Origin of the sequence: Dyadobacter jiangsuensis, assembly GCF_003014695.1 — a bacterium.
Taxonomy (GTDB): Bacteria; Bacteroidota; Bacteroidia; order Cytophagales; family Spirosomataceae; genus Dyadobacter; species Dyadobacter jiangsuensis.
Genome location: NZ_PYAS01000013.1, coordinates 228,428 through 252,994, shown reverse-complemented (window position 1 = coordinate 252,994; position 24,567 = coordinate 228,428). Strand labels below are relative to the sequence as shown.

At 47.9% G+C, this 24,567-nt stretch carries 18 protein-coding genes; 15 read left to right on the top strand and 3 right to left on the bottom strand.

Annotated elements, in window-relative coordinates:
* Positions 1-20 precede the first annotated feature (20 nt).
* The 11 genes from CLV60_RS25060 (at position 21) to rfbD (ending at position 13,296) form a co-directional block, all read left to right on the top strand.
* Positions 21-1,169: a glycosyltransferase family 4 protein gene (locus CLV60_RS25060; protein ID WP_106598123.1), complete on the top strand. Its 1,149-nt coding sequence runs from the start codon at positions 21-23 to the stop codon at positions 1,167-1,169.
* A gap of 46 nt (positions 1,170-1,215) precedes the next feature.
* Positions 1,216-2,490: a right-handed parallel beta-helix repeat-containing protein gene (locus tag CLV60_RS25055; protein ID WP_106598122.1), complete on the top strand. Its 1,275-nt coding sequence runs from the start codon at positions 1,216-1,218 to the stop codon at positions 2,488-2,490.
* 35 nt (positions 2,491-2,525) lie between these two features.
* Positions 2,526-3,650: a DUF1972 domain-containing protein gene (locus CLV60_RS25050; protein ID WP_106598121.1), complete on the top strand. Its 1,125-nt coding sequence runs from the start codon at positions 2,526-2,528 to the stop codon at positions 3,648-3,650.
* On the top strand, positions 3,622-4,164 hold the full coding sequence (gene rfbC, locus CLV60_RS25045) for a dTDP-4-dehydrorhamnose 3,5-epimerase (RefSeq protein ID WP_106598120.1): 543 nt from the start codon (positions 3,622-3,624) through the stop codon (positions 4,162-4,164). Before CLV60_RS25050 ends, rfbC begins: the two co-directional genes overlap by 29 nt.
* Before the next feature lie 20 nt (positions 4,165-4,184).
* A complete protein-coding gene (gene rfbB, locus CLV60_RS25040) occupies positions 4,185-5,249 on the top strand; it encodes a dTDP-glucose 4,6-dehydratase (RefSeq protein WP_106598119.1) in 1,065 nt (354 codons plus the stop codon).
* 30 nt (positions 5,250-5,279) lie between these two features.
* Positions 5,280-6,161 (top strand): glucose-1-phosphate thymidylyltransferase RfbA, encoded by an 882-nt coding sequence (rfbA, locus tag CLV60_RS25035; RefSeq protein WP_106598118.1) that lies wholly within the window; start codon positions 5,280-5,282, stop codon positions 6,159-6,161.
* Between the two features lie 168 nt (positions 6,162-6,329).
* On the top strand, positions 6,330-7,970 hold the full coding sequence (locus CLV60_RS25030; protein WP_106598117.1) for a DUF1800 domain-containing protein: 1,641 nt from the start codon (positions 6,330-6,332) through the stop codon (positions 7,968-7,970).
* Positions 7,971-7,982: 12 nt separating this feature from the next.
* Positions 7,983-9,509, top strand: coding sequence for a DUF1501 domain-containing protein (locus tag CLV60_RS25025; protein ID WP_106598116.1), 1,527 nt, complete (start codon positions 7,983-7,985; stop codon positions 9,507-9,509).
* 324 nt (positions 9,510-9,833) lie between these two features.
* Positions 9,834-11,204 (top strand): sugar transferase, encoded by a 1,371-nt coding sequence (locus CLV60_RS25020; RefSeq protein WP_106598115.1) that lies wholly within the window; start codon positions 9,834-9,836, stop codon positions 11,202-11,204.
* Between the two features lie 176 nt (positions 11,205-11,380).
* Positions 11,381-12,373, top strand: coding sequence for a T9SS type A sorting domain-containing protein (locus CLV60_RS25015; RefSeq protein ID WP_106598114.1), 993 nt, complete (start codon positions 11,381-11,383; stop codon positions 12,371-12,373).
* Between the two features lie 59 nt (positions 12,374-12,432).
* Entirely contained in the window at positions 12,433-13,296 is an 864-nt protein-coding gene (gene rfbD / locus CLV60_RS25010) for a dTDP-4-dehydrorhamnose reductase (RefSeq protein ID WP_106598113.1), read from the top strand.
* Here the strand turns inward: rfbD and CLV60_RS25005 are convergent.
* The 3 genes from CLV60_RS25005 to CLV60_RS24995 form a co-directional block, all read right to left on the bottom strand.
* Positions 13,293-14,792, bottom strand: a complete 1,500-nt coding sequence (locus CLV60_RS25005; protein ID WP_106598112.1) for a capsule assembly Wzi family protein — start codon at positions 14,790-14,792, stop codon at positions 13,293-13,295. The genes rfbD and CLV60_RS25005 overlap by 4 nt on opposite strands.
* Positions 14,793-14,879: 87 nt before the next feature.
* On the bottom strand, positions 14,880-17,717 hold the full coding sequence (locus CLV60_RS25000) for a family 78 glycoside hydrolase catalytic domain (protein ID WP_106598111.1): 2,838 nt from the start codon (positions 17,715-17,717) through the stop codon (positions 14,880-14,882).
* 18 nt (positions 17,718-17,735) lie between these two features.
* Positions 17,736-19,523 carry an alpha-L-rhamnosidase-related protein gene (locus CLV60_RS24995; protein ID WP_229211120.1) on the bottom strand — a complete coding sequence of 596 codons (1,788 nt, stop codon included), beginning with the start codon at positions 19,521-19,523 and terminating at the stop codon, positions 17,736-17,738.
* Positions 19,524-19,746: 223 nt separating this feature from the next.
* Here CLV60_RS24995 and CLV60_RS34315 point away from each other — a divergent pair, with 223 nt between their 5' ends.
* From CLV60_RS34315 to CLV60_RS24980, 4 genes are all read left to right on the top strand, one after another.
* A complete protein-coding gene (locus tag CLV60_RS34315) occupies positions 19,747-19,890 on the top strand; it encodes a hypothetical protein (RefSeq protein WP_170118858.1) in 144 nt (47 codons plus the stop codon).
* Positions 19,887-21,599, top strand: a complete 1,713-nt coding sequence (locus CLV60_RS24990) for a sodium:solute symporter family protein (RefSeq protein WP_106598110.1) — start codon at positions 19,887-19,889, stop codon at positions 21,597-21,599. Before CLV60_RS34315 ends, CLV60_RS24990 begins: the two co-directional genes overlap by 4 nt.
* A gap of 382 nt (positions 21,600-21,981) precedes the next feature.
* Positions 21,982-23,346: a TolC family protein gene (locus tag CLV60_RS24985; RefSeq protein WP_106598109.1), complete on the top strand. Its 1,365-nt coding sequence runs from the start codon at positions 21,982-21,984 to the stop codon at positions 23,344-23,346.
* Between the two features lie 54 nt (positions 23,347-23,400).
* Positions 23,401-24,540 carry an efflux RND transporter periplasmic adaptor subunit gene (locus CLV60_RS24980; RefSeq protein WP_106598108.1) on the top strand — a complete coding sequence of 380 codons (1,140 nt, stop codon included), beginning with the start codon at positions 23,401-23,403 and terminating at the stop codon, positions 24,538-24,540.
* The last annotated feature ends 27 nt before the right edge of the window (positions 24,541-24,567 follow it).

Sequence of the window (24,567 nt, the reverse complement as noted above, 5' to 3'; positions counted from 1 at the left end):
AGTAATTTATACTCAACGTTATGAAATTAAGTACGTTTAACGACTCTGGTTTGCCCAGCATTGCCCTCATTGAACCTGTTGGTGGGCATGGTGGAATGGACTACTATGATTATGGATTGGCTTATGGGCTAGGCGAAAATGGTGTATCGGTCAGCTATTACACTTGCGACAAGACCAGTCCCCGCTCCTACCCTAATGTGAAAACAGTGATTTGTTTTAATAATTTATGGACCAGGAGTTTTGCCTCTAAAACAATTGAATATCTGAAAGGACATTACATAGCTTTCAGAAAAGCCAGGGATGAAAAATCGGAAATAGTTCATCTGCATTTTTTTACGTTCAGGTCAATCGATCTCCTAGTTCTAGTCCTCAGTAAGCTGATGGGCTTCAAATCTGTCGTAACCGTCCACGATGTTAACGCATTTGACAAAAAGGCCAGTCGATCAATTGAAAAGCTCTGCTATGCCCTCATCGACGGCGTTATAGTTCACAATCAAACCTCATTGGATTTTCTTGCTGAGAAAAACATAAACAAACGTCCCACTGCCGTAATCCCACATGGGAATTACATTCCTTTCATTACACCCGTTAAAGAAAAGAGTTCATCCAGAATTCCACTTCGACTGCTCTTTTTCGGTCAGATAAAAAAGGTGAAAGGTTTGGATGTGCTCTTGCAAGCGGTAGCAAAAGTCAAGCAGCAGGGGCATGCGATTCATCTTACAATAGGCGGAAAAGCCTGGAAGAGTGACCTCGACGAGTATCGCGAGCTGATTACTACACTTTCCATTGACGACGTAGTGACCACAGATTTTCGATACATCCCAGATGAAGAAGTCGTCAATTTCTATGAAAACGCCGATCTGGTAATACTCCCCTATCGCGAAATTTATCAGAGTGGCGTGCTGCTTCTGAGCCTGAGCTATGGAAAACCCGTCCTTTGTTCAGACCTCAAACCTTTTATGGAAATCATCAAATCCGATGAAACCGGCTTTCTTTTTCAAAGCGAAAATGCAGACGATCTCGCAAATCAGATAGTACGTCTGGCTTGCGATCCGGACCAATTAAACCTTGTTAAGCAAAAATCAGATTTAATCATCAGAACCAATTATGATTGGGTAAATATTGGCGCACTCACCAAGAATTTTTATAACAAAATCCTGAACGGGTAACGATAAAAAACGGTGACTTTGTTCATCAAATAAGAACCATAAGAGTATGAAAAAGTTCTTGATACTGCTACTATTTATTTCAGTGTGTGACAAAGCTTTTTCACAAAACAGAATATATATATCCAGCAGCGGAAACGATTTGAACAGTGGTAGGGATTCCACAAAACCTTGGAAGACTTTGCATAAGTTATATAGGGGATATACCTATCTTTTGCACCGTGGCGACACACTGTATTTCAGTCTGAAAAGAATACCCGAATCTGATAAGAGGGAAAAAATCACCCTCGGTGCATATGGAGCTTCGAATCAGAAGCCTGTGCTAAGCTTGTACAAGAAAGTAGTGCGAGGTGCATTTGAGAAACAGGCGAATGACGTATGGCGCGTGAATCTTCGCGACCCATCCAAACTCAATGGGTATACCAACTTGACAGATTCAAATGTTGGGTTCATCAAAGTGAACGGGGTGATTTATGGATCAAAGTTTCCCGACCAAACATCTTTGTCTAAAAACTGGGATTTCGCCAGTATGGATGGTTATCTTTATATTAAATTAAACGACGATATCAATCCCTACAATATTCAGCTTGCCGGTAACTACACAATAATCGAGCTGAGCGATGATATGACTGTGCAGGACATCCAACTGGTTGGCACGGGAGGTCATGCAATCCAGGGTGATAGCGTATCAAACATCGAGATAAAACACGTTGATATCGCCGAAATCGGCGGATCGTATTTGCCGAGAGCAAAAATTAAAAACACGAGGTACGGAAATGGTATTGAACTATTTAATTCTGCAACCAATTGTTTGATAGAGGATTGCTCCGTATCACAGGTCTTCGATGCCGCGTACACAATGCAGGGTGGAGCCGTAAATTCCTATTTTGATAATGTAGTGTTCCGTAATAATATAGCTGACAAGAATGAACAATCTTTTGAACTTTGGATAAAGGGCTGGAAATCAGGATTTAGAAATTGTAAATTCATAAATAATCGCTGTACAAACTCCGGCTTCGGCTGGTCCCATGCCGTCAGGACTGATAAGAACGTGGGTGTACATCTGCTAATCCATGCATGGGAAGTCGCCGACGGAGACCTGTTAATTTCGGGCAATCAATTTGAAAATCCTCGCTCGAGTTATATGTTCTCGCGTGACAAAATCGCAGGGAAAAATTCATTCAAGTCAGAGAAGAATGTTGTCTTGCTTAAATCCGGAATCCCCCTTAGATCCTCCGACTCGGGATCGCTGCAAAAACAGGTGCGGACACTTCAAAAACAAACTGGGTGGGAAAAGAGAACGGAATTCAGGACAATTAAATAATCAAGACATCTAGGAATACATAAAAAATAAATTCTATGAAAATAGCGATCATAGGTACACGTGGGATTCCCAATCACTACGGTGGATTTGAACAATTTGCGGAATATCTCGCCAAAGGCCTGGTAGAACGGGGACACGACATTACTGTTTACAACTCACATTCACATCCGTATCAGGAATCCGAATGGAACGGCGTGAAATTAGTTCATTGCAATGATCCTGAGGATAAATGGGGAACTGCGGGTCAGTTTGTTTACGATTTGAACTGCATTTTACACTCTCGCAAACAAAACTACGACATCATTCTTCAACTCGGTTATACGAGTAGTACAGTTTGGGGGTGGCTGCTGCCACGCAAAAACTGCATTATCACTACCAATATGGATGGATTGGAATGGAAAAGGACGAAGTATTCAAAACCCGTCAGAAACTTCCTTAAATGGGCCGAGTATCTGGGAACGGTTTACAGCGACCATTGGATTGCAGATTCACTGGGAATACAGGACTATTTGGCAAATAAATATAAAATTCCATCGACGTATATCCCTTATGGTGCTTTTCCATTCGAGGCCCCCTCAGTTGAAATTCTTAAACAGTACGATCTGGTGCCGTACGGGTACAACATGCTCATCGCACGACTCGAGCCGGAAAACAATGTGGATACAATTTTGGAAGGCGTATCAAAAGCGTCCATCAAGAACCCGTTCCTTGTTGTCGGCAAGCATGCGACGAAGTATGGCGAATATCTGAAAAACAAATATTCCTCATCCAAGAATATTCACTTCATAGGTGGGATTTACGACATAAACGCGTTGAACAACCTGCGTTACTATTCAAACATCTATTTCCACGGACACTCCGTTGGAGGGACTAACCCTTCGTTACTGGAAGCCATGGCATCGCAAACGCTGATCTGTGCCAATCAGAATGAATTTAACTCCACCATTCTCGAAGACGACGCCCTTTACTTCCGCAACGCCGACGATGTAAGGAAGTGTATTGAAACGGTACGGAAAGATCAGCATACGCCCTATGTAGCCAACAACCTACACAAGATCAAACACATTTATGAATGGAATAACATCATAGATCAATACGAAAATCATTTTCGAACCATTTACTCAACGCAACATGAAATTCAATCAAACATCTCTTCCTGACGTCTGGATGATTACACCGTCCATCTACAGTGATGATCGAGGACATTTTTTCGAATCCTTCAACGACGAGGTCTGGAAAGGCCAGGGCTTTACTGAGAACTTTATTCAGGACAATCAATCATTTTCAAAAAAGGGAGTAGTCCGCGGACTGCATTTTCAGCACGCGCCGCATGCACAAGGCAAGCTGGTGCGAGTGATCCAAGGTAAAGTACTGGACGTTGCAGTAGACCTTCGCCCGGAATCGCCCACATTTGGCAAATTCGAGCTATTTGAACTGAGCTCTGAAAACGGCAGAATGGTGTATATACCAGAAGGTTTCGCGCACGGATTTGCAGCTTTGGAAGACTCTATTTTCCAGTATAAGTGTACCAACACATATCATAAGCAATCCGAAGGCGGGCTCCGCTGGAATGACCCCTTTTTCAGCATTCCCTGGGGGATCGAAAACCCAATAGTGTCTGAAAAGGATCAAATACTACCAACCTTTGAAACGATTTTCAAACCTACCGTCTGAGGAGTCCTAAATAGCAAAAAATGAACAATCCAAAAAAAATACTGATCACCGGTGGTGCCGGATTTATCGGATCGCATGTAGTGAGACGTTTCGTTACATCATATCCCAATTACCAGATCTTCAACCTGGACGCCCTCACTTATGCCGGCAACCTGGAAAACCTCTCCGACATTGAAGATCTCCCCAACTACACGTTTGTTAAAGGGGACATCGTTGACGCGTTTTTTTTAGAAGCGCTTTTTGCAGAGAATGATTTTCAGGGTGTGATTCATCTCGCCGCGGAATCTCACGTGGACAGGTCAATTTCAGACCCGATGGCGTTTGTTATGACCAACGTATTGGGGACCGTAAACCTGCTAAATGCTGCGCGCAAGGCCTGGAAGGGTGATTTTGTTGATCGCCTTTTCTATCACGTATCCACCGACGAAGTCTATGGCGAGCTTCATGACCCGAAGGAATTCTTTCTTGAAACCACAAAATACGACCCCCGCTCACCTTACAGCGCATCCAAAGCCTCGTCCGATCATTTCGTGCGGGCTTACCACAATACTTACAAAATGCCGGTTGTGATCTCAAATTGTTCCAACAATTACGGCCCTAATCACTTCCCTGAAAAATTGATCCCCCTTATGATTCACAACATTCTCAACAACAAAGCCTTGCCGGTTTACGGAAAAGGGGAGAATGTTCGTGACTGGCTGTTTGTTGAGGACCATGCGAGGGCAATCGACGTAATTTTCCATAAAGGGAAAGTTGGAGAAACGTACAATATTGGGGGACACAATGAGTGGAAGAACATAGATTTGGTTAAGCTGCTTTGCAATATAATGGACCAAAGACTGGGGCGGCCCGAGCAAACATCCGAACAACTTATCCAATACGTTACTGATCGCGCCGGTCACGATCTCCGGTATGCAATTGACGCCACAAAGTTGAAAGATGAGCTGGGTTGGACGCCGTCACTGCAATTTGACGAGGGATTGGCCAAAACCGTCGATTGGTATTTGAACAATACCGAATGGTTGAACAATGTAACCTCTGGCGAGTACAAGCATTATTATAATGAGATGTATGACAGAAGATAGAATTTTAGTTACTCAACGTTGAAAGAAAATATGAAAGGAATTATTCTCGCTGGCGGCTCAGGAACCCGCCTTCACCCGCTTACATTGGCAGTAAGTAAGCAACTAATGCCTGTTTACGATAAGCCAATGATCTACTACCCGCTGTCGATACTGATGCTCGCGGGGATCAGAGAGATACTTATTATTTCCACGCCTCACGACATGCCTCATTTTAAAAAGCTTCTAGGCGATGGAAATCGGATCGGATGTCAGTTTAGTTATGCCGTGCAGCCAAATCCAGACGGTCTTGCTCAAGCCTTTGTCATCGGCGAGGAATTTATCGGGAATGATAAAGTGGCTTTGATCCTTGGAGACAACATCTTCTATGGCTCTGGCTTATCGAAATTGCTGCAAGCCAACAACGATCCCGAAGGCGGGGTCATCTTTGCCTACCAGGTACATGACCCCGAGCGCTACGGCGTAGTGGAGTTCGACGAGTCATTTAATGCTCTTTCTATCGAAGAAAAGCCACTGAATCCCAAATCAAACTATGCTGTACCCGGTCTCTATTTTTACGACAACCAGGTGATCGATATTGCCAAGTCAATCGCTCCGTCCCCAAGAGGAGAGTACGAAATTACGGATGTGAACAAGGCATATCTTGAATCCGGCAAGCTAAAAGTCGGTGTTTTGGACCGTGGCACTGCCTGGCTCGATACTGGTACCTTTGAGTCGCTAATGCAAGCCGGCCAGTTTGTACAAGTGATTGAAGAACGCCAAGGGCTCAAAATTGGATGCATCGAAGAAGTTGCTTACCGAATGGGCTTCATAGGCGCGGAAGAACTAAACGAAATCGCTCAGCCATTGGTAAAGAGTGGCTATGGTAAATATCTGCTCAAACTACTTCCCCAACCTGCAAAGCTGAGCATATAAAATTGCGGTAATAAAGTTTGACATCTCTTATCGAAAGGTAGAATAAATTCTATAAAATAATTCAAACTATTTTTAGATATTATTATTTTCGAGTACCTTTGTATGGTGCTGTAAATGCCTGATCAAATGGCTATTATAGCACCATACGAACGATAAGAGGGGAAATATATGCCATATCTGGATGTTTATCAGACGCCGCTAGACGCCAATACGGCCGCGCATCTTCTGAGACGCGCGACTTTTGGCCCAACGAAACAGGAAATCGCTGCCTTTTCCGGGCTTTCGGCAGCACAAGCTGTTAATCAGCTTATAGCGAATTCCACCTACCATACTTCACCGCCGCCACCCGTAGATTTGGATGAAACCAAACCTACGGCAGGTCAGCCTTTTTTAACACTTCCTTTCAACAAGGAGCGCCGCAGCGAATGGTGCTACTACATCCGTTATTGGTGGGCCACCCTGATGGCAGACCAGAGTAAACCACCTTCCGTTCTAGAAAAACTGACTACATTCTGGCAAAATCATTTTGTTGTTCCGCAAGGTGTTGTCTTCGATTATAGAATGACCGACAGCTACATGCAACTTTTGCGGCGGAATGCGCTCGGGAATTTCAAAACCATGACTTTTGAAATGACTAATGAAGCAGCCATGCTACTGTTTCAGAACGGTAACGAAAATGCTAAAACTAAACCAAATGAAAATTATGCAAGGGAGTTGCAAGAGTTATTTGTTGTTGGACAAAAAGATTTCTATGGCAATCCCAATTACCTAGAAGACGATGTAAAAGCAGCCGCAAAAGTGCTAACAGGGTGGCAAGTCAAAAACTACCTCGCAGAAGGGTCTACTTCGTTCGAAGTGGTGTTCACTCCCGATCGCCATGACCCCGATCTTAAAACATTTTCATCTAAATACGGGAGCAGGATTATACAGGGGCGAACCGACAAAAGCGGTGCTGAGCAGGAAATTCACGAGTTGATTGATATCCTGACGGCACATCCTGAATCTGCTAAGCATATATGCAGAAAACTGTACAGATGGTACGTCAATGCCAACATCGATTTGGAGATTGAGAATAACGTAATCATCCCACTCGCCAATTTATTTTCCGCGCCCGCAAATGGTTTCCGCATAGAACCCCTAATTCGAGCTTTACTAAGCAGCGAAATTTTCTACGATCAGAAAAACCGTGGGGCGATTTTTAAATCACCCATGGAATTGGTAATCGGCACCTTGCGATTTTTCGAGATGAAGGTTCCTAATATGATGGGAGATCTTCGCGCCTTCCGGATATATGGCAAGTTCGCTTACGACAATATGGCTAGCTTACAACAAAGACTTATAGATCAGCCATCAGTTTTTGGTTATGTACCTTATTATCAAACCGGATATTCTAAAAACTGGATTAATGGTACAGCGATAGGATTACGTAATTACGTGACAGATCGGTATATTATTCCTCACACCGACCAGGAGATTCGTCCGGGATATGTGCTTTGGATCGACTTAGTCGCCTGGGCGACTGCCCTCCAACCCAATTTTTCAGATGTTCAAGGGACGCCCGCCATCACGAGTGAATTTATTGTTGAACAAATGACTCAAAACCTCTTCGTATTTGAGCTTACGCAAAATCAAAAAAACTTCCTGATAGATTCCATCATGATGACAGGTGTTACCAGAAATACTTGGATCAATGAATGGAATGCTTACCGAGCGGCACCCACTGATATCAACAAAAAAAATGCCGTACAAAGAAGATGCCGTCTGTTGCTGAGGCATATGTTTAGTATGGCAGAATATCACGTGTTTTGAGCAAATACCGCTATGAAAAGAAGAGAATTTATATCAGCTGCGTCCTCATTCCTCCTACCACTTACAATTGATGGGTTAGGAATTAAAACCTTTGGACGAAATTCCCCATTTTTTTCCACCATCTCCCAATCTCTTGCCGCAGAGCAGGATAAGGTGCTTGTTGTTATTTATCTTAATGGCGGCAATGATGGTTTAAACACAGTTATTCCACTTCAATATTATTCTCAATATTATAATCTGAGAAGCAATATCGCGATTCCCGAAGGTCAGATCCTAAGGCTGTCAGGCAACTCCGAATTCGGTTTCCATCCGGTTATGACTGGTATGCAGGAACTCTACAACCAAGGAAAGCTCAGCATAGTAAACTCCGTGTCTTACCCCAATCCAAACCAATCCCATTATCGTTCATCAGATATATGGATGACTGCTGTCGATTCTGAGAAATATTCTGAAACAGGTTGGGCTGGTAGATATCTCGATAAGAGATTCCCTGGATATCCTGGTGCTTTTCCTAATGCCGATATGACCGATCCGCTAGCAATTCAGATTGGGTACATTAATACAACAACTCTTCTTGGGCCTTCTCAGCCCATGAACATATCTATCCAAAATCCAGGAAGCTTCTATCAACTGATGGGAAACCTGAATCCGGTGACGGACACTACCCTCCCTTGCTGTGATGCGGGGATATTGATGAAATTTTACCGGGAACAGCAAGTAATGTCTGTCGGCTATGCTGCTGAAATAAAGGCAGCTGGCGAAAAAGGCAGCAATTTAGCTTCATACCCCCCGGGCGTAGCGACGAATGATTTGTCAGAACAACTGAAAGTAGTGGCCCGTCTGATACACGGAGGCTTAAAAACCAGGATTTATTATGTAGAACTGAGAGGTTTTGACACACACGCCAATCAAGTAAGCACAACGACAGTTGAAGGAGAACATTCCCTTCTGTTGAAACAACTTTCCGACGCAATTACAGCATTCCAAAAAGATTTGGCGCTTCAGGGTACTGAAAACCGGGTAATTGGGATGACTTTCTCGGACTTCGGTCGTCGTGCAAATTCTAATGCATCAAAAGGAACCGACCACGGGGTTGCTGCTCCCATGTTCATATTTGGATCTGGGATAAAAAGACAAATCGTCGGTACTGCACCGATCCTTACCACCGATTTGGACCCGATCGTGGCACCATCCTGGAACAAGAATCAAGAAATCAAAATGCAAGTCGACTTTCGCCGCGTCTACCGCGATCTGCTCGTTGATTGGCTCGGTGCTACGGAAACTACTTCAAACAGTATTCTTTACAAGAACTTTGCAACGACTTCCCTCTTCTCAGACACCGTCCAGTCCCTCGGCTCGGGAATGTGGCCTGACCGGGCAATTTGGTCCACCGGTAGAATGCCCGGGCCGAATGATGTCGTCATCATCAACAGCGGACACACCATCTCCGTCGGCCAGGATATCACCGTCAAACAGGTTCACGTTGAGGGCAATGGAGAGTTAAATCTGCTGGGTAACTACAAAATCACCACTTCCTGATATACTACAAAAATTAATTCTACGAATTTTTGGATAGTAGATTAAAATGCCAAAATAGGATAATATCCAGCACCCGCAAAATAATTGTATAATTTTTAGAACATAATCTATTAATTATCAACAAAACACAACATTTGGATAATTGCACTGTTTTGAATTAAGAAAGAAATGCCTTAAACTTGTTACATACCATTGAATGCATCCGGACGGGTTGGTAGATCAAGACTGAAATCTGAATACTAACAGATTTCCCGAATTGATAGCCTAAAAAACCCTAACAGATTTGGTACCTGAAAGGCATTTACACTCAACGTTATAAAACTTATGAAAAATCACTATCCTGGGCTACTGCCTAAGGCTCACCTCTGGACGGACGTCGCACTCCTGAATCTCTCGTTCTTCTTTGCTTACATCTTCCGGTTTGAAAGCGGTCTTTCCACGCTCTTTGCCAATCAGTATGTAAATCTGCTACTGGTAGCGAACCTCGTGTGGGTATTCACCATTTACGTTTTCAAAACCTACCGGTTTACTCGGTTATCGTACCATTTCAACACCCAGCTCGCTGCATTCCTCAAAGCGGTGACGGTACATGGAGCGGTAATGATGGCATTTCTTTACCTCAGTAAGCAAGGCGAGGAGTATTCGCGCTACCAGTTCCTGATGACTTACGTTATGTTCATCTCGCTGTCCTCAGCTTCAAGAGCAGGGGCTGTGCTTTTTCTGAAAGTATATCGCCAGGCTGGTTACAACTACAATCGGTACGGGATCGTAGGCAAGGGCGACCTGGCCACCCTGATCCGCGAATTTTATGCGGAGCGCAAGGAGCTCGGCTACCGGTTTTCAGGAGCAATCGATCCTTCTTCGGAAAAAAATGCGATCGAATCACTGGAAGCGATGGTCAAAGAAAAACAGCTGGATTACCTGTATTGCTGCTTGTCGGAAATGAACGACGAGCAAGTAAAGGAAGTAATCCGCATGGGTGAACGCCAACGTACGCACATTCGCCTGGTACCCGACTTCCGCGGCTTTATGACGAATATGGCTACGATCGAGTACCACGACATGTACCCGATCATCGAGATCAATACCAAGCCGTTTTCAAGCCTGAACGAACAGACTGTTAAACGGGCGTTCGACCTGATATTCTCCACGATCGTGATGATCCTCGGCGCGCCGGTATTCTTCCTGGTGTGGGCGGCAATCAAAATCACATCTCCCGGACCTGTGTTCTTCAAGCAGCAGCGGTCGGGACGCTGGGGTGAGTTGTTCTACATCTACAAGTTCCGCAGCATGCGTGTGGATGCCGATAAAATGGGCTTGCAGCACTCCAAAGGCGATAACGATCCGCGTATTACGCCCATTGGCCGTATCCTGCGCAAGTCGCGTCTGGACGAGCTGCCGCAGTTTATCAATGTATTGAAAGGTGAAATGTCGGTGGTGGGCCCGCGCCCGTTGTACAAATATGACGTGGACATGCTCATGGAAGCAGCTCCGCACGACTTCCAGCGACTTTTGACTGTAAAGCCTGGCATCACATCGATTGGACAAATCAACGTGGGTTATGCCGATACGGTTGCCAAGAATGTCGAGCGCCTCAAATACGATCTTCAATATCTGAAATCTTATAGTGTTTTTGACGACGTTCAATTGATTTTCAGAACTGTGCAAGTAATGGTTCTTGGGCGCGGTCAGTAGTATTTATCTTACAGTATCCACAACTTTAAAGTATCACAAAAGGCGCCAATGGCGCCTTTTGTATTTTAGCCCAATCCATCCCATCATTTTTCCGGCGGCACATTTTTTTATGTGTAGTATAAATTCTATTTTTGTGTCACACAAAACGCTACTCATTATTAGAATTTATAAAAGAGATGATAGGAAAGGTTTTACAAATTTTAGGAACGATTTGTCTGCTGCTGATCGGAATGAACAGCTTGCAGGCACAAACGCGGAAAGTGATCTACGCGGAACGGAAAAGCCCGGTCGGAAAGGTCACCTACCCCAGTACTGCGGTTATCACAGGGCAGTCGGTCGATGGTTATGTGAGGGTAAAGGGGGCAGGAAAATTCATTTTTCCGCTATCGGATAATGGGATCTATCGTCCTATGTCCACAACGGTCGACGGAGCATATGGCGCATATTTCGCTGCCAACCCGTCGGTGGCTATTACAAGCGATCCCAAGGGAGGCAATTATCCGCCTCTCCCATTGGGCGCGCCATTTCCGATAACCTCCAAAGACGCCAGTATAACCGCAGTATCTAACGTGGAATATTGGGATGTGGTGGGCGCTGTGGCGACAAAGATTACTATCTCGTGGAACACAGAAAGCAATATCGCGACCCTGCTGAAAAACAATAGCATTTCAAGACTGTTTATCGTGGGCTGGACCGGTACAAAATGGGTAAAACTCGCTTCGACCGTCGACGCAACGTCCATTCTGGGTTCGGCAAGCACCGTGACATCCGGTTCCATAACGACCAGCGCTGCTATTATCCCAAACACTTACAACGTCTACACTTTTGGCACCGATGTTCCGCAAAATACCCGCGAGATGTTTGCAGGGGCCGATAGCAGTAATGTACCGCTCGACGGTCAGGAAATTGCGAAGCAAGACAACAGCTCGTTCTCCGAAGTTGAAACCGCCATATATCCTAACCCAGTTACCGACCGGATATTCATCCGAAACGACGGCAAGATCCGCCAGGTATCGATTTTTGACCTGACTGGCCGTAGGGTAATCTTTGTAAACGGGAATAGGGCGCAGGGCATCGATGTGAACAGCCTTCCCGCAGGTGCCTATTTGGTGAGTGTTGAAGACGATAAAGGCAAAACTACTTCCCGGAAAATAATAATCAACAAATAATACCCGCTTCCCTGTGGCATTCTTTAAATTTGCAAAGAACGCATTTCAACAAATACTCAATGAGAATAGTCGTATTAGGAGCCTCAGGTCAGCTGGGAAGCTGCCTTAAAAAAAACTCAACGGAACGTAACATTACCGACATTTCTTTCCCTTCGGAAGAGAACGCCAACATCCTCGACAAAGAACTGCTCGATAAGCTTTTTACAGCTGAGAAACCGCAGTTCGTGATTAACTGTGCGGCCTACACGGCCGTGGACAAAGCCGAAGACGACGTGGATACCTGCCGGAAAGTCAACCGCGATGGCGCGGCGTATATTGCCGAAGTGTGTAAAAAACACCAGGCAACGCTGATCCACATTTCAACGGACTTCGTTTTCAAAGGTGATATTCCCAAACTGCTCTCCGAAACCGATCCGGCCGAGCCCGAAAATATCTACGGACTCACCAAGCTCGAAGGCGAAGTGGCTATCAGTGAGATTTTGCCTGAGCATTTCACCATTCGCACAAGCTGGTTGTATTCCGAATTCGGTAACAATTTTGTTAAAACCATGCTGCGCCTCGGTCGTGAGCGCGAGCAGCTGGGTGTGATCGTCGACCAGGTGGGCTCACCAACCTACGCGATCGACCTGGCGAATGCGATTCTGGACATTACCGAATCCGGCAGCACCGCCTATGGTATTTACCATTACAGCAACGAGGGCGTTACTTCTTGGTATGATTTCGCCAAAGCAGTTTTCGATCTGAGCGAAACCACCATAAAACTAAACCCGGTTAAAACATCGGAATATGTGACACGCGCCGTGCGCCCGGCCTACTCGGTTATGGACAAATGCAAAATCAAAGCGAATTTCGACATCACCATCCCCTACTGGCGTGATAGCCTTTCCACTTGCGTAGAAAGGCTATTGGCGGAGGTTTCCTAAAAACTGAGATCCTTTCTGACGGAAAGCATCAAACCGGCCGCATTGCTGAACAGCTTGCCCTGATCGACAGACAAGGCTGCCTTCAGCGTCGAACCGCCTAATAAACTGGTCTGCTTCGCCACGGCGAGCAGGCCAGAAAATTGATACACTTTTGAGGAAAACGGCTGATCGTAAGTGCCCTGGTTGCTCGAAAGTGAGAGCTTGGTTGTCCAATTAATGCCTGTCCAAACGCCTTTCGCGCCGGTGTGCACAACCCAGACACGATTATTGTTTGTAAAAAAGTCTGCATACCTGGGCCAGTTGTTCTCCGATGTGGCTGTGATAAAAGGGGTTCCGATGCCCCTGCCATAATAGGACCACCCGTCACGTACCTGGGCATTATTGAAGTAATCGTCCTTCCCGCGAATACCGCTCTGGTTGGTTACCACGCTTCCTCCCTGGCTTTTGGTATAGAGCAACTCAAATGTGAGTTTGCCGACCGAGAAGTCTGCCGAACTACTTTTTTTGAACGTAAAAACCACTCCATTCAGCCCGTCTTTGATGTTGTTCAGATAAAACAACGAACCGTCCTCGACCAGATTCTGCCGGTAAACCAAAACATTCACGTTCTCCAAATCCAATTCCAGGCCGGCATCCAGGCTTGCGACGTGGTTTCCGATCCGGTTCGTTTCGTCGAAGTTGGAAAGGTTGGATTTGCCCTTGGGCTTGAAGCCCGTCACGACGTACCAGTAGCTGTTGATACCCGTGGGCATTTGTCCGTTTTCTGTGAAATAAGGTGATTTACCGCCCCATTGTACCGCGTGGTTGAATCCGCCGTGCAGTTTCAGTTTTCCATGCGGCCTTCCCAGTCGCAGGTAAAGCGCCTTGTTATGTAATTTCAAATGGCTGGTTACAGGCCGGTTATTTTCGAAGAACCCGTCCGAATAAAAGCCTTTGAAGTATAGCAGGTTCTTAAACAGCGGGGTGTAGTTTTCAAAGCCGATCTGGATTCTCGGGATGGGAAGCGCATTTCCGGACCACATGTAAGAGCCCGTCCCCAACTCGTGGTCATTAAACCCGACGTACTGCTTGATTCTACCTATCGTAAGCTGAATTCCCTTGAAGGCAACTCCGCCGTAAGCTTGTGGCAGCAAAAATTTGCTATGCTTGCTTGCATTACCTGCTAGTTCCAGCCCATAAACATAGGTCCATTTCGCTTTGGGTGCGGTTTGACTTGAAAACGGCTGCCTGCCAACAACGCCGGCACGCAGACTTACTGCCTGGCCGGTCGTAGGGACAGTGCCCCATTGATTGGCATGAAGCCAGAAAGGTGTACGGGAAATTGTTGATCCATATGCTGCCATCTCGGCCCAGCCGTGCCTATGGCTGGTAGTGGTGTCGACGTCCTGGGCGACGACCGGTACGCGGGAGGAAATTGTAATGGACCAGAAGGCGATTTTTAGAATTTTACATAGAGCATATGGTAAAGCATACGAGCTTTTCTCGATAGGTTTCATTAGTCCTTATTATAACGTTGATAGAGGATTTACTTTGCGCAAAGTAGCAAAGTAAATAGCTATTTATCAACATGTTACAATAAATTATTAATACGTTACAATTAATTCGTACTCCCCCGAACCTACTTCTAAGACCTGGTGTCTTTCATCTTTATCGGCTGCGCTAAGTACTTCGCCCGACAAAACCTGGCCATTCAACAAAACCTTCGCATCCTTACTCACCGGCACGTGTATGCGTGCGTAGGTATTCACAGGTACGATCACATGCATCGCCAGTTTACCGTCAGTTTTATTCCATTCCGATACGATCGTGCCGTTAATTGTGCGTACTGATGCTTTCAGATGACTGATTCCATCCTTGCCCATCCCGTCCGGAGCGATCTCGGGGCGTATGTCGAAAGTTTCAAATCCGGGTTTAGTCATGATGATCCCTGCAGCATTGCCGAACATCCATTCGCACACGGCTCCGAATGCATAATGGCTGAACGAGTTCATGGCCGCATTATACTTAAAGCCGCCCTCTTTGGTGAAGCTGTCCCACCTCTCCCAGATGCTAGTAGAACCATTTTCAACCTCAAACCCCCAGGATGGAAACTCCTTGCTCAGAAACAATTTGTAGGCAAGATCAGAGTGGCCCGTGGCCGAAAGCGCGGGGAGCAGCGGCTTGGCACCCAGGAAGCCCGTAGCGAGCTTATCACCATTCTCTTTCAAGAGATCCGTAAGGTAGCTGGCCGCCGTGCCGCGGTCCGAAGGAGCGATAATATTCATGTAAATGGCGTTGGCATAGGCTGTCTGGGTATGGCCGGTGAAACCCAGGGACCCGTCTACATAGCCGGCACCATTGCCGTACGCCTTATCGTCGCATTTGAAACGTCCCTGCGGATCGACATAATGGGCGCGGATCGCTTCCCTGACTTTTCTGCCCGTCTCGGTAAACCGCTGCTGGTCTTTTGCATTCCCTATCGCTGCTGCCATTTCTGCCATCAGATCGGCGCAGTAGGCATAGTAAAAAGAAGCGAGCATGTCCGGCGGGGTTTTCTTGCCAAATGATAACCAATCCCCGAAGCCACCTTTTGGATCGATGTCGGCGAATGCGTTCTCTTTGAAAAGATAGCCTCCCTTGCTTCTTACGTCCAGAAAATCCATGAATTGCACCATATCAGCCCAGCCGTCACGGATCATACGGGTATCGCCGTAGGTGCGGTAAATCTGATACGGACAGATAATACCGGCTTCCATCCATCCCGGTGAGAAAGTATCCGTTTTGCGCAGGTTCGGGCGCGGCGCGTAGAGTGGATATGCCCCGTTTTCGTATTGCCCGTCGTTCAGGTCGACCACCCATTTGGTGAAAAACGAGGCCACGTCCCGGTTGAATGCCGCCGACTTCACATACACCTGCGCGTCACCCGTCCAGCCTATGCGCTCGTCGCGCTGCGGGCAATCGGTGGGAATATCTACATAGTTGGCACGCTGCGTCCAATCGATATTGCTGTAGAGCTGATTGACCATCGCATTATCGGTCTCGAATGTCCCGACTTTTGGCGTGTCCGAGCCGATCACGAGTCCGGTGAGCGTTTCCTCTGTCGGTGCATTGCTCAATCCTTTCACTTCCACGTACTGAAACCCATGAAATGTAAACTTAGGCTCCCAGGTTTCGCCCGCCGGATCGCCTTTTAATATGTAGGTATCAGTAGCGCGGGCCATTCTTAGGTTTTCGGTCATAAGCCTGCCATCGGGGTATAGCTTTTCACCAAAGCGGAGGCGAATGGTATCACCCGCTCGCCCCTTAACGTTCAGGCGCACGATGCCGGCGAAGTTCTGGCCCATATCAAAAATGTAAGTACCATTCCCTCGCTCTTTCCGGCTTACTACTTTCAACGTTTGGGTAATCTTCACCGGCGGGCCGGGATAGACCTGGATTTTACGCTCGGCTTTATCTGCAAACACCTGAGGACTCTTCCAACGACTATCGTCAAAACCCACCCTATTCCAGCCATTTTGCTCCAAACGCGCGTCATAAGTTTCCCCGTTGAGCAAATCCGATTCCAGCAGCGCGCCCTGGCTTGCTTTCCAGCTCTGATCAGTCACGAAGGTTTCCTTTTTCCCATCTGCATACTCCACCTCCAATTGCGCTTTCAGCACAGGCACTTTCCCATAAAATGCCCGCACCACCGGATTTTTTACCAATAATGAATAACCCAAATAGCCCGCGTACCAACCGTAGGACAGCTGCGAGGCCAATGCATTTTTGCCCGCTTTCAAATCGGTGGTCACATCGTAGGTCTGGTAATAAACGCGCTTGTCGTAATCCGTCCAACCGGGAGTCAGAAACGCGTCACCGGCCTTTTTTCCATTAATACTAAACTCATACAAGCCCAATGCCGTCACATACAGCCGCGCTTTCTTCATCCCGTTGCGGATCGTGAATTCCTTGCGCAAATATGGAGCAGGCGGTAAATGGTACACTTTCCCCTTTCCCAAATGATCCAGGTCCAGACCAATCCATTCTCCTTTCCACTCCGATTTACCGAGCAAACCCATTTCCCACTGCGAGGGCTTGCTCCACTCACCGGCCGCACCATTTTTGTCCCAGCTCCTGACCTTCCAGTAGCACACTTTACGTGATGCGAGCGGTTTTCCCGCATATTCGATCTGCGCGGTACTGCGCCCAGCCGTTTTGCCTGAATTCCATAAATCAGCGCTACTCTCCGTGAGCTTCTCGACAGAGGACGCCACCAGAACCTGGTAGGCAGTTTGCACCTGGTTGTTTTCCGCCGACGTCAGCTCCCAACTCAAACGCGGATGAAGGACATCCGTCACGGGTGATACTTTATATTCACAGCGGAGGTAACCCGGCACGAGCCCTTTGGCATTCGCCAAAATGGTACCTAATACCAGCATCACCGGCAGCATATATTTCTTCATAAAACAATCAGTTAATGCCTAACGTAATACTTTCACACCTTTGGGAGCCTGAATATTGGACTTAACAGTGCCGTCGGCCTGCTTTTCGTGCCTGACTTTCACCACACCCATCGGTGTCGGATAAGTGCCTTCCACCCATTGCAAATCGCCCAGGTTCGGTTGAATGCGGATGGTCTTGCAACCCGGTTCCACCACACTCACACCCAGTACGTGCTCGGAAAGCCAGGAAGTAGGTCCGGAGGCCCAGCCGTGGCAGAGGCTGTGGCGGAGCTTTTTGTAGCAGTAGGCCCCGAAATCCCCGTGAATATCGTCTTTCCCGTCCGGCACGAGCTCGTCGATCGGCGCAGCGTTTTGGGTCCAGGCCAGATCGAAATCTTCCCAGAAAGTAGTAGCGCCCATGTCGAGCATACCGCCCCAGTAATTGCGGATGCAGTTCAACGCGCCGGTGTAGTCCTTGGCCTTGGCTTTGGCTTGCAGCATATAGTAGCCGTAGAATGTCGAAAAACGCTCGCAGTCGCCTATGGCAATCACATCTGCATTGGCCTTTTCGGCAGGCATGAGCCCTGCCAGGGCCATCAGTGCGGCCGCTTGTTTGGAACCATTCGCGTCGGGGACATACATTTTCATCTGCGTTGCCATCGTTTTGCAGCGCGTGGCTTGCGCGGGCTCGTCCAGGATCTGGCAAAGCTCTGCTCCGGCTTCCAACGTCATGATCATCATCGCATGCAGGCCCGCGTGAATGCCTTTGGGGTTTTCGCTCGACGGCCAGTCCAGAAAACGCGTGCCGTCCAGGCTTTCCTTGTTGTCTTTGGTTTTCTGCATCAGCTGGTCAAGCAGCGCGACAAGGTATTTTTGCTGCTTGCGCAGATACTGTAAATCGCCCTGATTTTTATATAGGTCGCGGTGAATGAGTACCCACCACATCGAATAGGCACTGATACCGTTCATCCAGCCCGGTAGCGGGGTAATATCGCGGGCCTGATCCAGGCTTTTGGCCACTACTTCATTCTTACCAAAAACCGTGTTGATCGTCATCACCTCCGGATGCATATCCCCTACCCACACCAGGCGGTCGCGCTTTATACCATCCCAGAGGTATTCCTGCATATTCAAATGCACGGTGTAGGCGCCGGTGTTCCAGATTGTGTTCAGGCGGTCGTCGTTACTTTTGAAGGAGCCCAGGTAAGGAATGTCCCGGTATTCGAAAATGGCGCGCACTTCTTTCAGTTGCAGCTCGCGATCAGCGTCCACCAGATCGATCCGGGCGAAGCGGAAACCGGAGTTGCCTACCTGCATCACGCCCAGCCAGGGTACCTGAATGGTAAAATCACGCATGGCATGGTCGTTGGTCGCGCCCTGAATGGTATCAATATCTGACATTGCCTCACTGACCGATTCTCCCAACCGGATGCGGATCCGGATCGGCTTCTGATTAGCAGGCTGGTCGGTCACAATCTGAATGCCTCCTTGTATTTCTTTTCCAAAATCAAATAGTATACCCGGCGTTTCCCCCTCCTTGCTGATTAGCTTTGCGAAGTTACTATGTACCAGATCCGCCTGACCAGTGCCTTTCCTGAGCAGATTGGAAGCATCCACTACACTAACGCCACTGCGATCGGACATCCACACAATGCGCTTTGCAGAAAGATACTGCCGGATCCTTGAATCCCTCTGAGCGTCGTAGCTATTATCGAAAATGGGAGGAAGCCCCCGGTCGGATACATCGGAGCCGGTCAGCTCCTGCCCAACGGCTTTGCCGGCAAGCAGGGATAGAAAAAGTAAAAGGAAGGCCAGGTAGTTTTTCACAAGTGGATAGTTTTGGTGTTCAGGATTGTAATATTGCGGGAAAATAAATAATTATAAACTAGTCAACTAGCCTGTTCTGTCCTGTCCGCCAACGTGACGGATATAGCTACCGTTAACGCTTCGTTAACATTTTTACATGCTAAAAGTATGTTAAAACCGTTCTACTTTTGCTTGTGGTACAATACCCGGCCATTTTTCAGTACTAAACCTTTCGACCCGAACGATGATCATAAAAGAAAATAGCTCGCAGGACCGCGACGGGCTGCCCCCATTTGTCAATAGCTGGAAACAGCTGTACATTCTGCTGATCGGCATGCTCGCACTGCAAATTGTCCTCTTCTATTTGTTTATGACCCATTTTCAATGAGCACACTCGACTGGATTGTTCTTTCGCTTACCCTTCTATTTGTAGTACTTTACGGGATTTACCGCAGCCGTGAGAAGCACACGATGGATTCGTTCCTGCTGGCCGGTCAGTCGATGCCCTGGTATCACGTTACACTGTCGCTGATGGCCACCCAGGCCAGCGCCATCACCTTCCTGTCCGCTCCCGGCCAGGCCTATACCGACGGCATGCGCTTCGTACAGTTCTATTTCGGGCTTCCACTGGCGATGGTGGTATTGTGCGTGACATTCGTACCCAAGTTCGGGAAGCTCAAAATATTCACCGCTTATGAATTCCTCGAAGGCCGCTTTGACCTTCGTACACGCGCGCTCACTGCATTTCTCTTCCTGTTGCAGCGCGGTTTATCTACCGGCCTTTCCATTTATGCCCCTTCGTTGATCCTTTCGGCAATTCTGGGCTGGGACATTACCTGGACTAACATCATTTCAGGCGGAGTGGTGATTCTTTACACTACGCTTGGAGGCTCCCGTGCCGTCTCGCACACGCATTTGCAGCAAATGGGCATTATCACAATCGGCATGGTCGTAGCGGGTGTGATGGTGGTAAAGTTCCTGCCCGAGCAGGTCTCGTTTACCGATGCTTTGCACGTAGCAGGCAAAATGGGTAAGGTGAATCTGATTGACTTCACATTCGATTTAAATAACCGTTATAATGTGTGGTCGGGACTGATCGGCGGGTTCTTTTTGCAGCTCTCCTATTTTGGCACCGACCAGTCGCAGGTCGGCCGCTTCCTGACCGGCAGCTCACAGGGGCAAAGCAAGCTCGGGCTGGCCATGAATGGCCTTTTGAAAATCCCGATGCAGTTCCTGATTCTATTGGTGGGCGTGCTCGTGTTTGCATTCTACCAATTCACCACGCCGCCGCTATTCTTCAACCAGACGGCCGTCGACCGGGTCAAATCAACCCCCTATGCGACCGAGTATGCCGCATTGGAAAAGCAGCACGAAGAAATTCAGGCGGTGAAACGCCCGCAGGTAATGGCGCTCACCGAGGCCATCCGAAAGGACGACCAGCAAGCTATTGCGGCATCCCGCAGCGCTCTGGCAGGTCTGGAAACCAAGGTAAAGGACGTGCGTAAAGAAGCCGCAGCCGTACTCTCGAAAGCCAATGGCGGGGATACCAACGATGTGAACTACATTTTCCTACGTTTTGTGATCGACTACCTTCCTGCGGGCATGGTAGGCCTGCTGATTGCGGTGATACTGCTCGCGTCGATGGGCTCGGTCGCCGCAGCGTATAACTCACTGGCTTCCTGTACGATCATCGATATTTACAAGCGGATTGTCCGCAAGGACGAGGACGGCCGCAATTATGTAGCCGCATCCCGCTGGGCGACGTTTTTCTGGGGTGTGTTCTGTATCGCGGTGGCGCAGTATGCTTCGCGGCTGGGCAGCATGATCGAGGCGGTCAATATCCTCGGCTCGCTGTTTTACGGCACTATCCTGGGCATATTCCTGGTGGCGTTCTATTTCAAGAATATCGGCAGCCGGGCGGTTTTCTTCGGGAGTATTATCGGAGAAATATTCGTCATCGTCAGCTACGTGATCGATTTGACCGCATTCCTGTGGCTGAATTTGATCGGCTGCGCGCTGGTGATCATCTTCGCAGGGCTGATCGAGAAGATCTGGCCGCAGCATCAAACAAGGGTCGAAGAAAATGCTAATGCGTAATTTTTACGCATAACAAATGCCTTTGAAATGTCCTAGTACGGCATAATTCTCTTTTAAAATTACACATTTTGAAGAATTCATGGTGCGCTACCCATTTTTTTCCAAGAGATAGGAAACTATTCCCTCATTTTAATCCTTAATAAGTACAATCGGACAACGGGGAAGCTTATACGCAGCCCACTAATGTCACCGATTGTTTACAAAAACGTTCTCTAAACCTGCTGGCCATGCTAACGCCAATCCATCCTTTCTTTTCGGGGGTCAAAATCCTGTTCCTAGCCACGGATAGCTGATCCTTTTCACGCTTTTTTCCAATTAACAAACCTGTTCATCACCAGACAGTACCACTTAATTTCTATCCAAAATTCTAATTAAAACCTACATGAAGTATTGGTCTAAGCCACAAAAAACGACGCGTTTGGCGCTTAGCTCGGCATTCCTCTTATTGAATTTGCTCAGTACCGCCCTGGCTCAGGGCATCCAGGAAACTAGCCGGGAAGCGCCGGTCTTGGAGCAGGCAACTTTACAGGAAGTGGTTGCGTACGCTATCAAAAACCAGCCAGCGATCCAGCAATCGCTGATCGACGAGCAGATTACGGCCAACCAGGTCCGTGCCAAACTGGCCGACTGGTATCCGCAGATCGGCTTCAACTACAATTTGCAGCACAACTTTATCGTCCAGACGAGTATTATCGCCGGCAATCCGGTGAAACTGGGGGTTAACAACGTTTCGGCTACACAGTTCACGCTTTCCCAGCAAATTTTCAACCGCGATGTGCTGCTAGCCAAGCGCACCCGCGGCGATGTGCTTTTTGCGGCAAGCCAGAATACGGTCAACAACAAAACCGACCTGGCCGTGAGTGTTTCCAAGGCATTTTATGATGTGCTGGCCACTACCCAGCAGATCCGCGTGGCCGAAGAGGATATCCTGCGCCTGGAACGCAGCCTGAAAGATGCCCAGAACCAGTACAAATCGGGGATTACCGACAAGATCGACTACAAACGGGCGACCATCTCGCTCAACAACACCCGTGCCAATAAGAAAAGCAACGAGGAAGTGTTGAAAGCCAAACTGGAGTATTTGAAAACACTGATGGGTTACCCGCTTAACAAAGCGTTGCAAATCAGCTATGATACCTTACAGATGGAGCGCGAAATCGCCCTGGACACCTTGCAGAATGTTGACCTGAACAGCCGGATCGAGTACCAGATACTGGCAACACAGAAAAAGCTGGCCGAAGCGAATTTGCAGTACAATAAATGGAGCTATTTGCCTAACCTGTCGCTGAACGGCGCCTACAACCTCAACTTTCAGAACAACCAGTTTTCAGACCTTTACAACAAGAACTATCCCAACTCGTTCGGTTTGCTGACCCTTTCGCTGCCTATTTACCAGGGCGGCAAAAGAAAGGCCAATACCAAACAGGCCGAGTGGCAGCTCAAACGCCTGGATTGGGACCTGAAAGGCCTTCAAAACAACGTGAACTCCGAATATGCGAGCGCATTGGCTGGCTACAAAGGCAACCTGACCAACCTGCTGGCCCAGAAAGAAAATGTGGAGCTCGCGCGTGAGGTATATGATGTGATCCAACTGCAATACAAGTCGGGCATCAAAACATACCTCGAAGTGGTTACTTCCGAAACCGATCTTCGCCTGGCGCGCATCAATTATTACAATGCATTGTACCTGGTGCTGGCTAGCAAGATCGACGTTCAGAAAGCACTCGGACAGATTAACATTCAGTAACCCGGCTCCCCCGCCCATTTAACACCAGCTTCCATTAGAAAATATTTTAATGATATGTATTTAAATACAACCAAATATTATCCCGCTGCCCTGCTTGCATTGACGATCTTCTCATGCGGCAAAAAAGACCAGCAACAGGCGCCTACCGCTCCTGCGGCCGTACAGGTAACCCTCACAGAAGTAGGGGCCTCAGAGGCTTCGTACTATGACGAGTACCCCGCAACCGTAGTGCCGTTGAACGAAGTTGAACTGCGCCCGCAAGTTACCGGCTTTGTAACCGGCATTCATTTTACGGATGGCGCCCGCGTACGCAAAGGCCAGCTGCTTTACACGATCGATGCCCAACTCTACGATGCCAACTACGATCAGGCCGTAGCTACCCTGAATGTACAGGAAGCCAACCTGGCCCGCGCGCAGAAAGATGCCGATCGCTACCACGAGCTCGAAAAGAACGACGCGGTGGCCAAGCAGCTCGTCGATAATGCTGATGCTGCGCTCGAAGTAGCCAAAAGACAGGTGGACGCTGCCAAGGCAAGCATTAAAGCGAGCCAGACCAGCGTGCGCTACACCAAGGTAGTCGCGCCATTTGATGGTCTTATCGGCATTTCGGCAGTGAAAGTTGGTGCGCCTGTTTCTGCGGGCCAAACGGTGCTCAACAAAGTTTCGACCGACAATCAGCTGGCAGTGGATTTCAACGTGGACCAGAAGGAAATTTACCGCTTCACCACCTTGATGAAGTCTCAAAAGGCAAGCGACTCGACATTCTCGATCAAATTCGGAACGGACGTTTACCCGGCTCATGGCAAGATCGCGCTACTCGACCGCGCTGTGGATCCACAGACCGGTAGCATCAAAGCGCGTCTGGTGTTCCCCAATAAGGATAGCCAGCTGCGCGCGGGCATGAGCGGCACGGTGATGGTGCTCAACAATGCAGGCACTAAATCCGTCGTAATTCCTTACAAAGCCGTTACCGAGCAATTGGGCGAGTTCTTTGTATACGTAGCAGGCGACAGCAGCAAGGTTACCCAGCGCAAAGTGGTGCTAGGCACAGCCATCGGCTCGAATATCATCGTCAAAGACGGACTTAAAGAAGGCGAGAAAATCGCGGTGGAAGGTGTACAGAACCTTCGCGAAGGAGCAGTTGTACAGGAAGGCGCACCAGCTCAGGCCCAGGGTGCCGCTCCTAAGAAATAAGCAGCCGGTCTCTTTTACTATTTCATA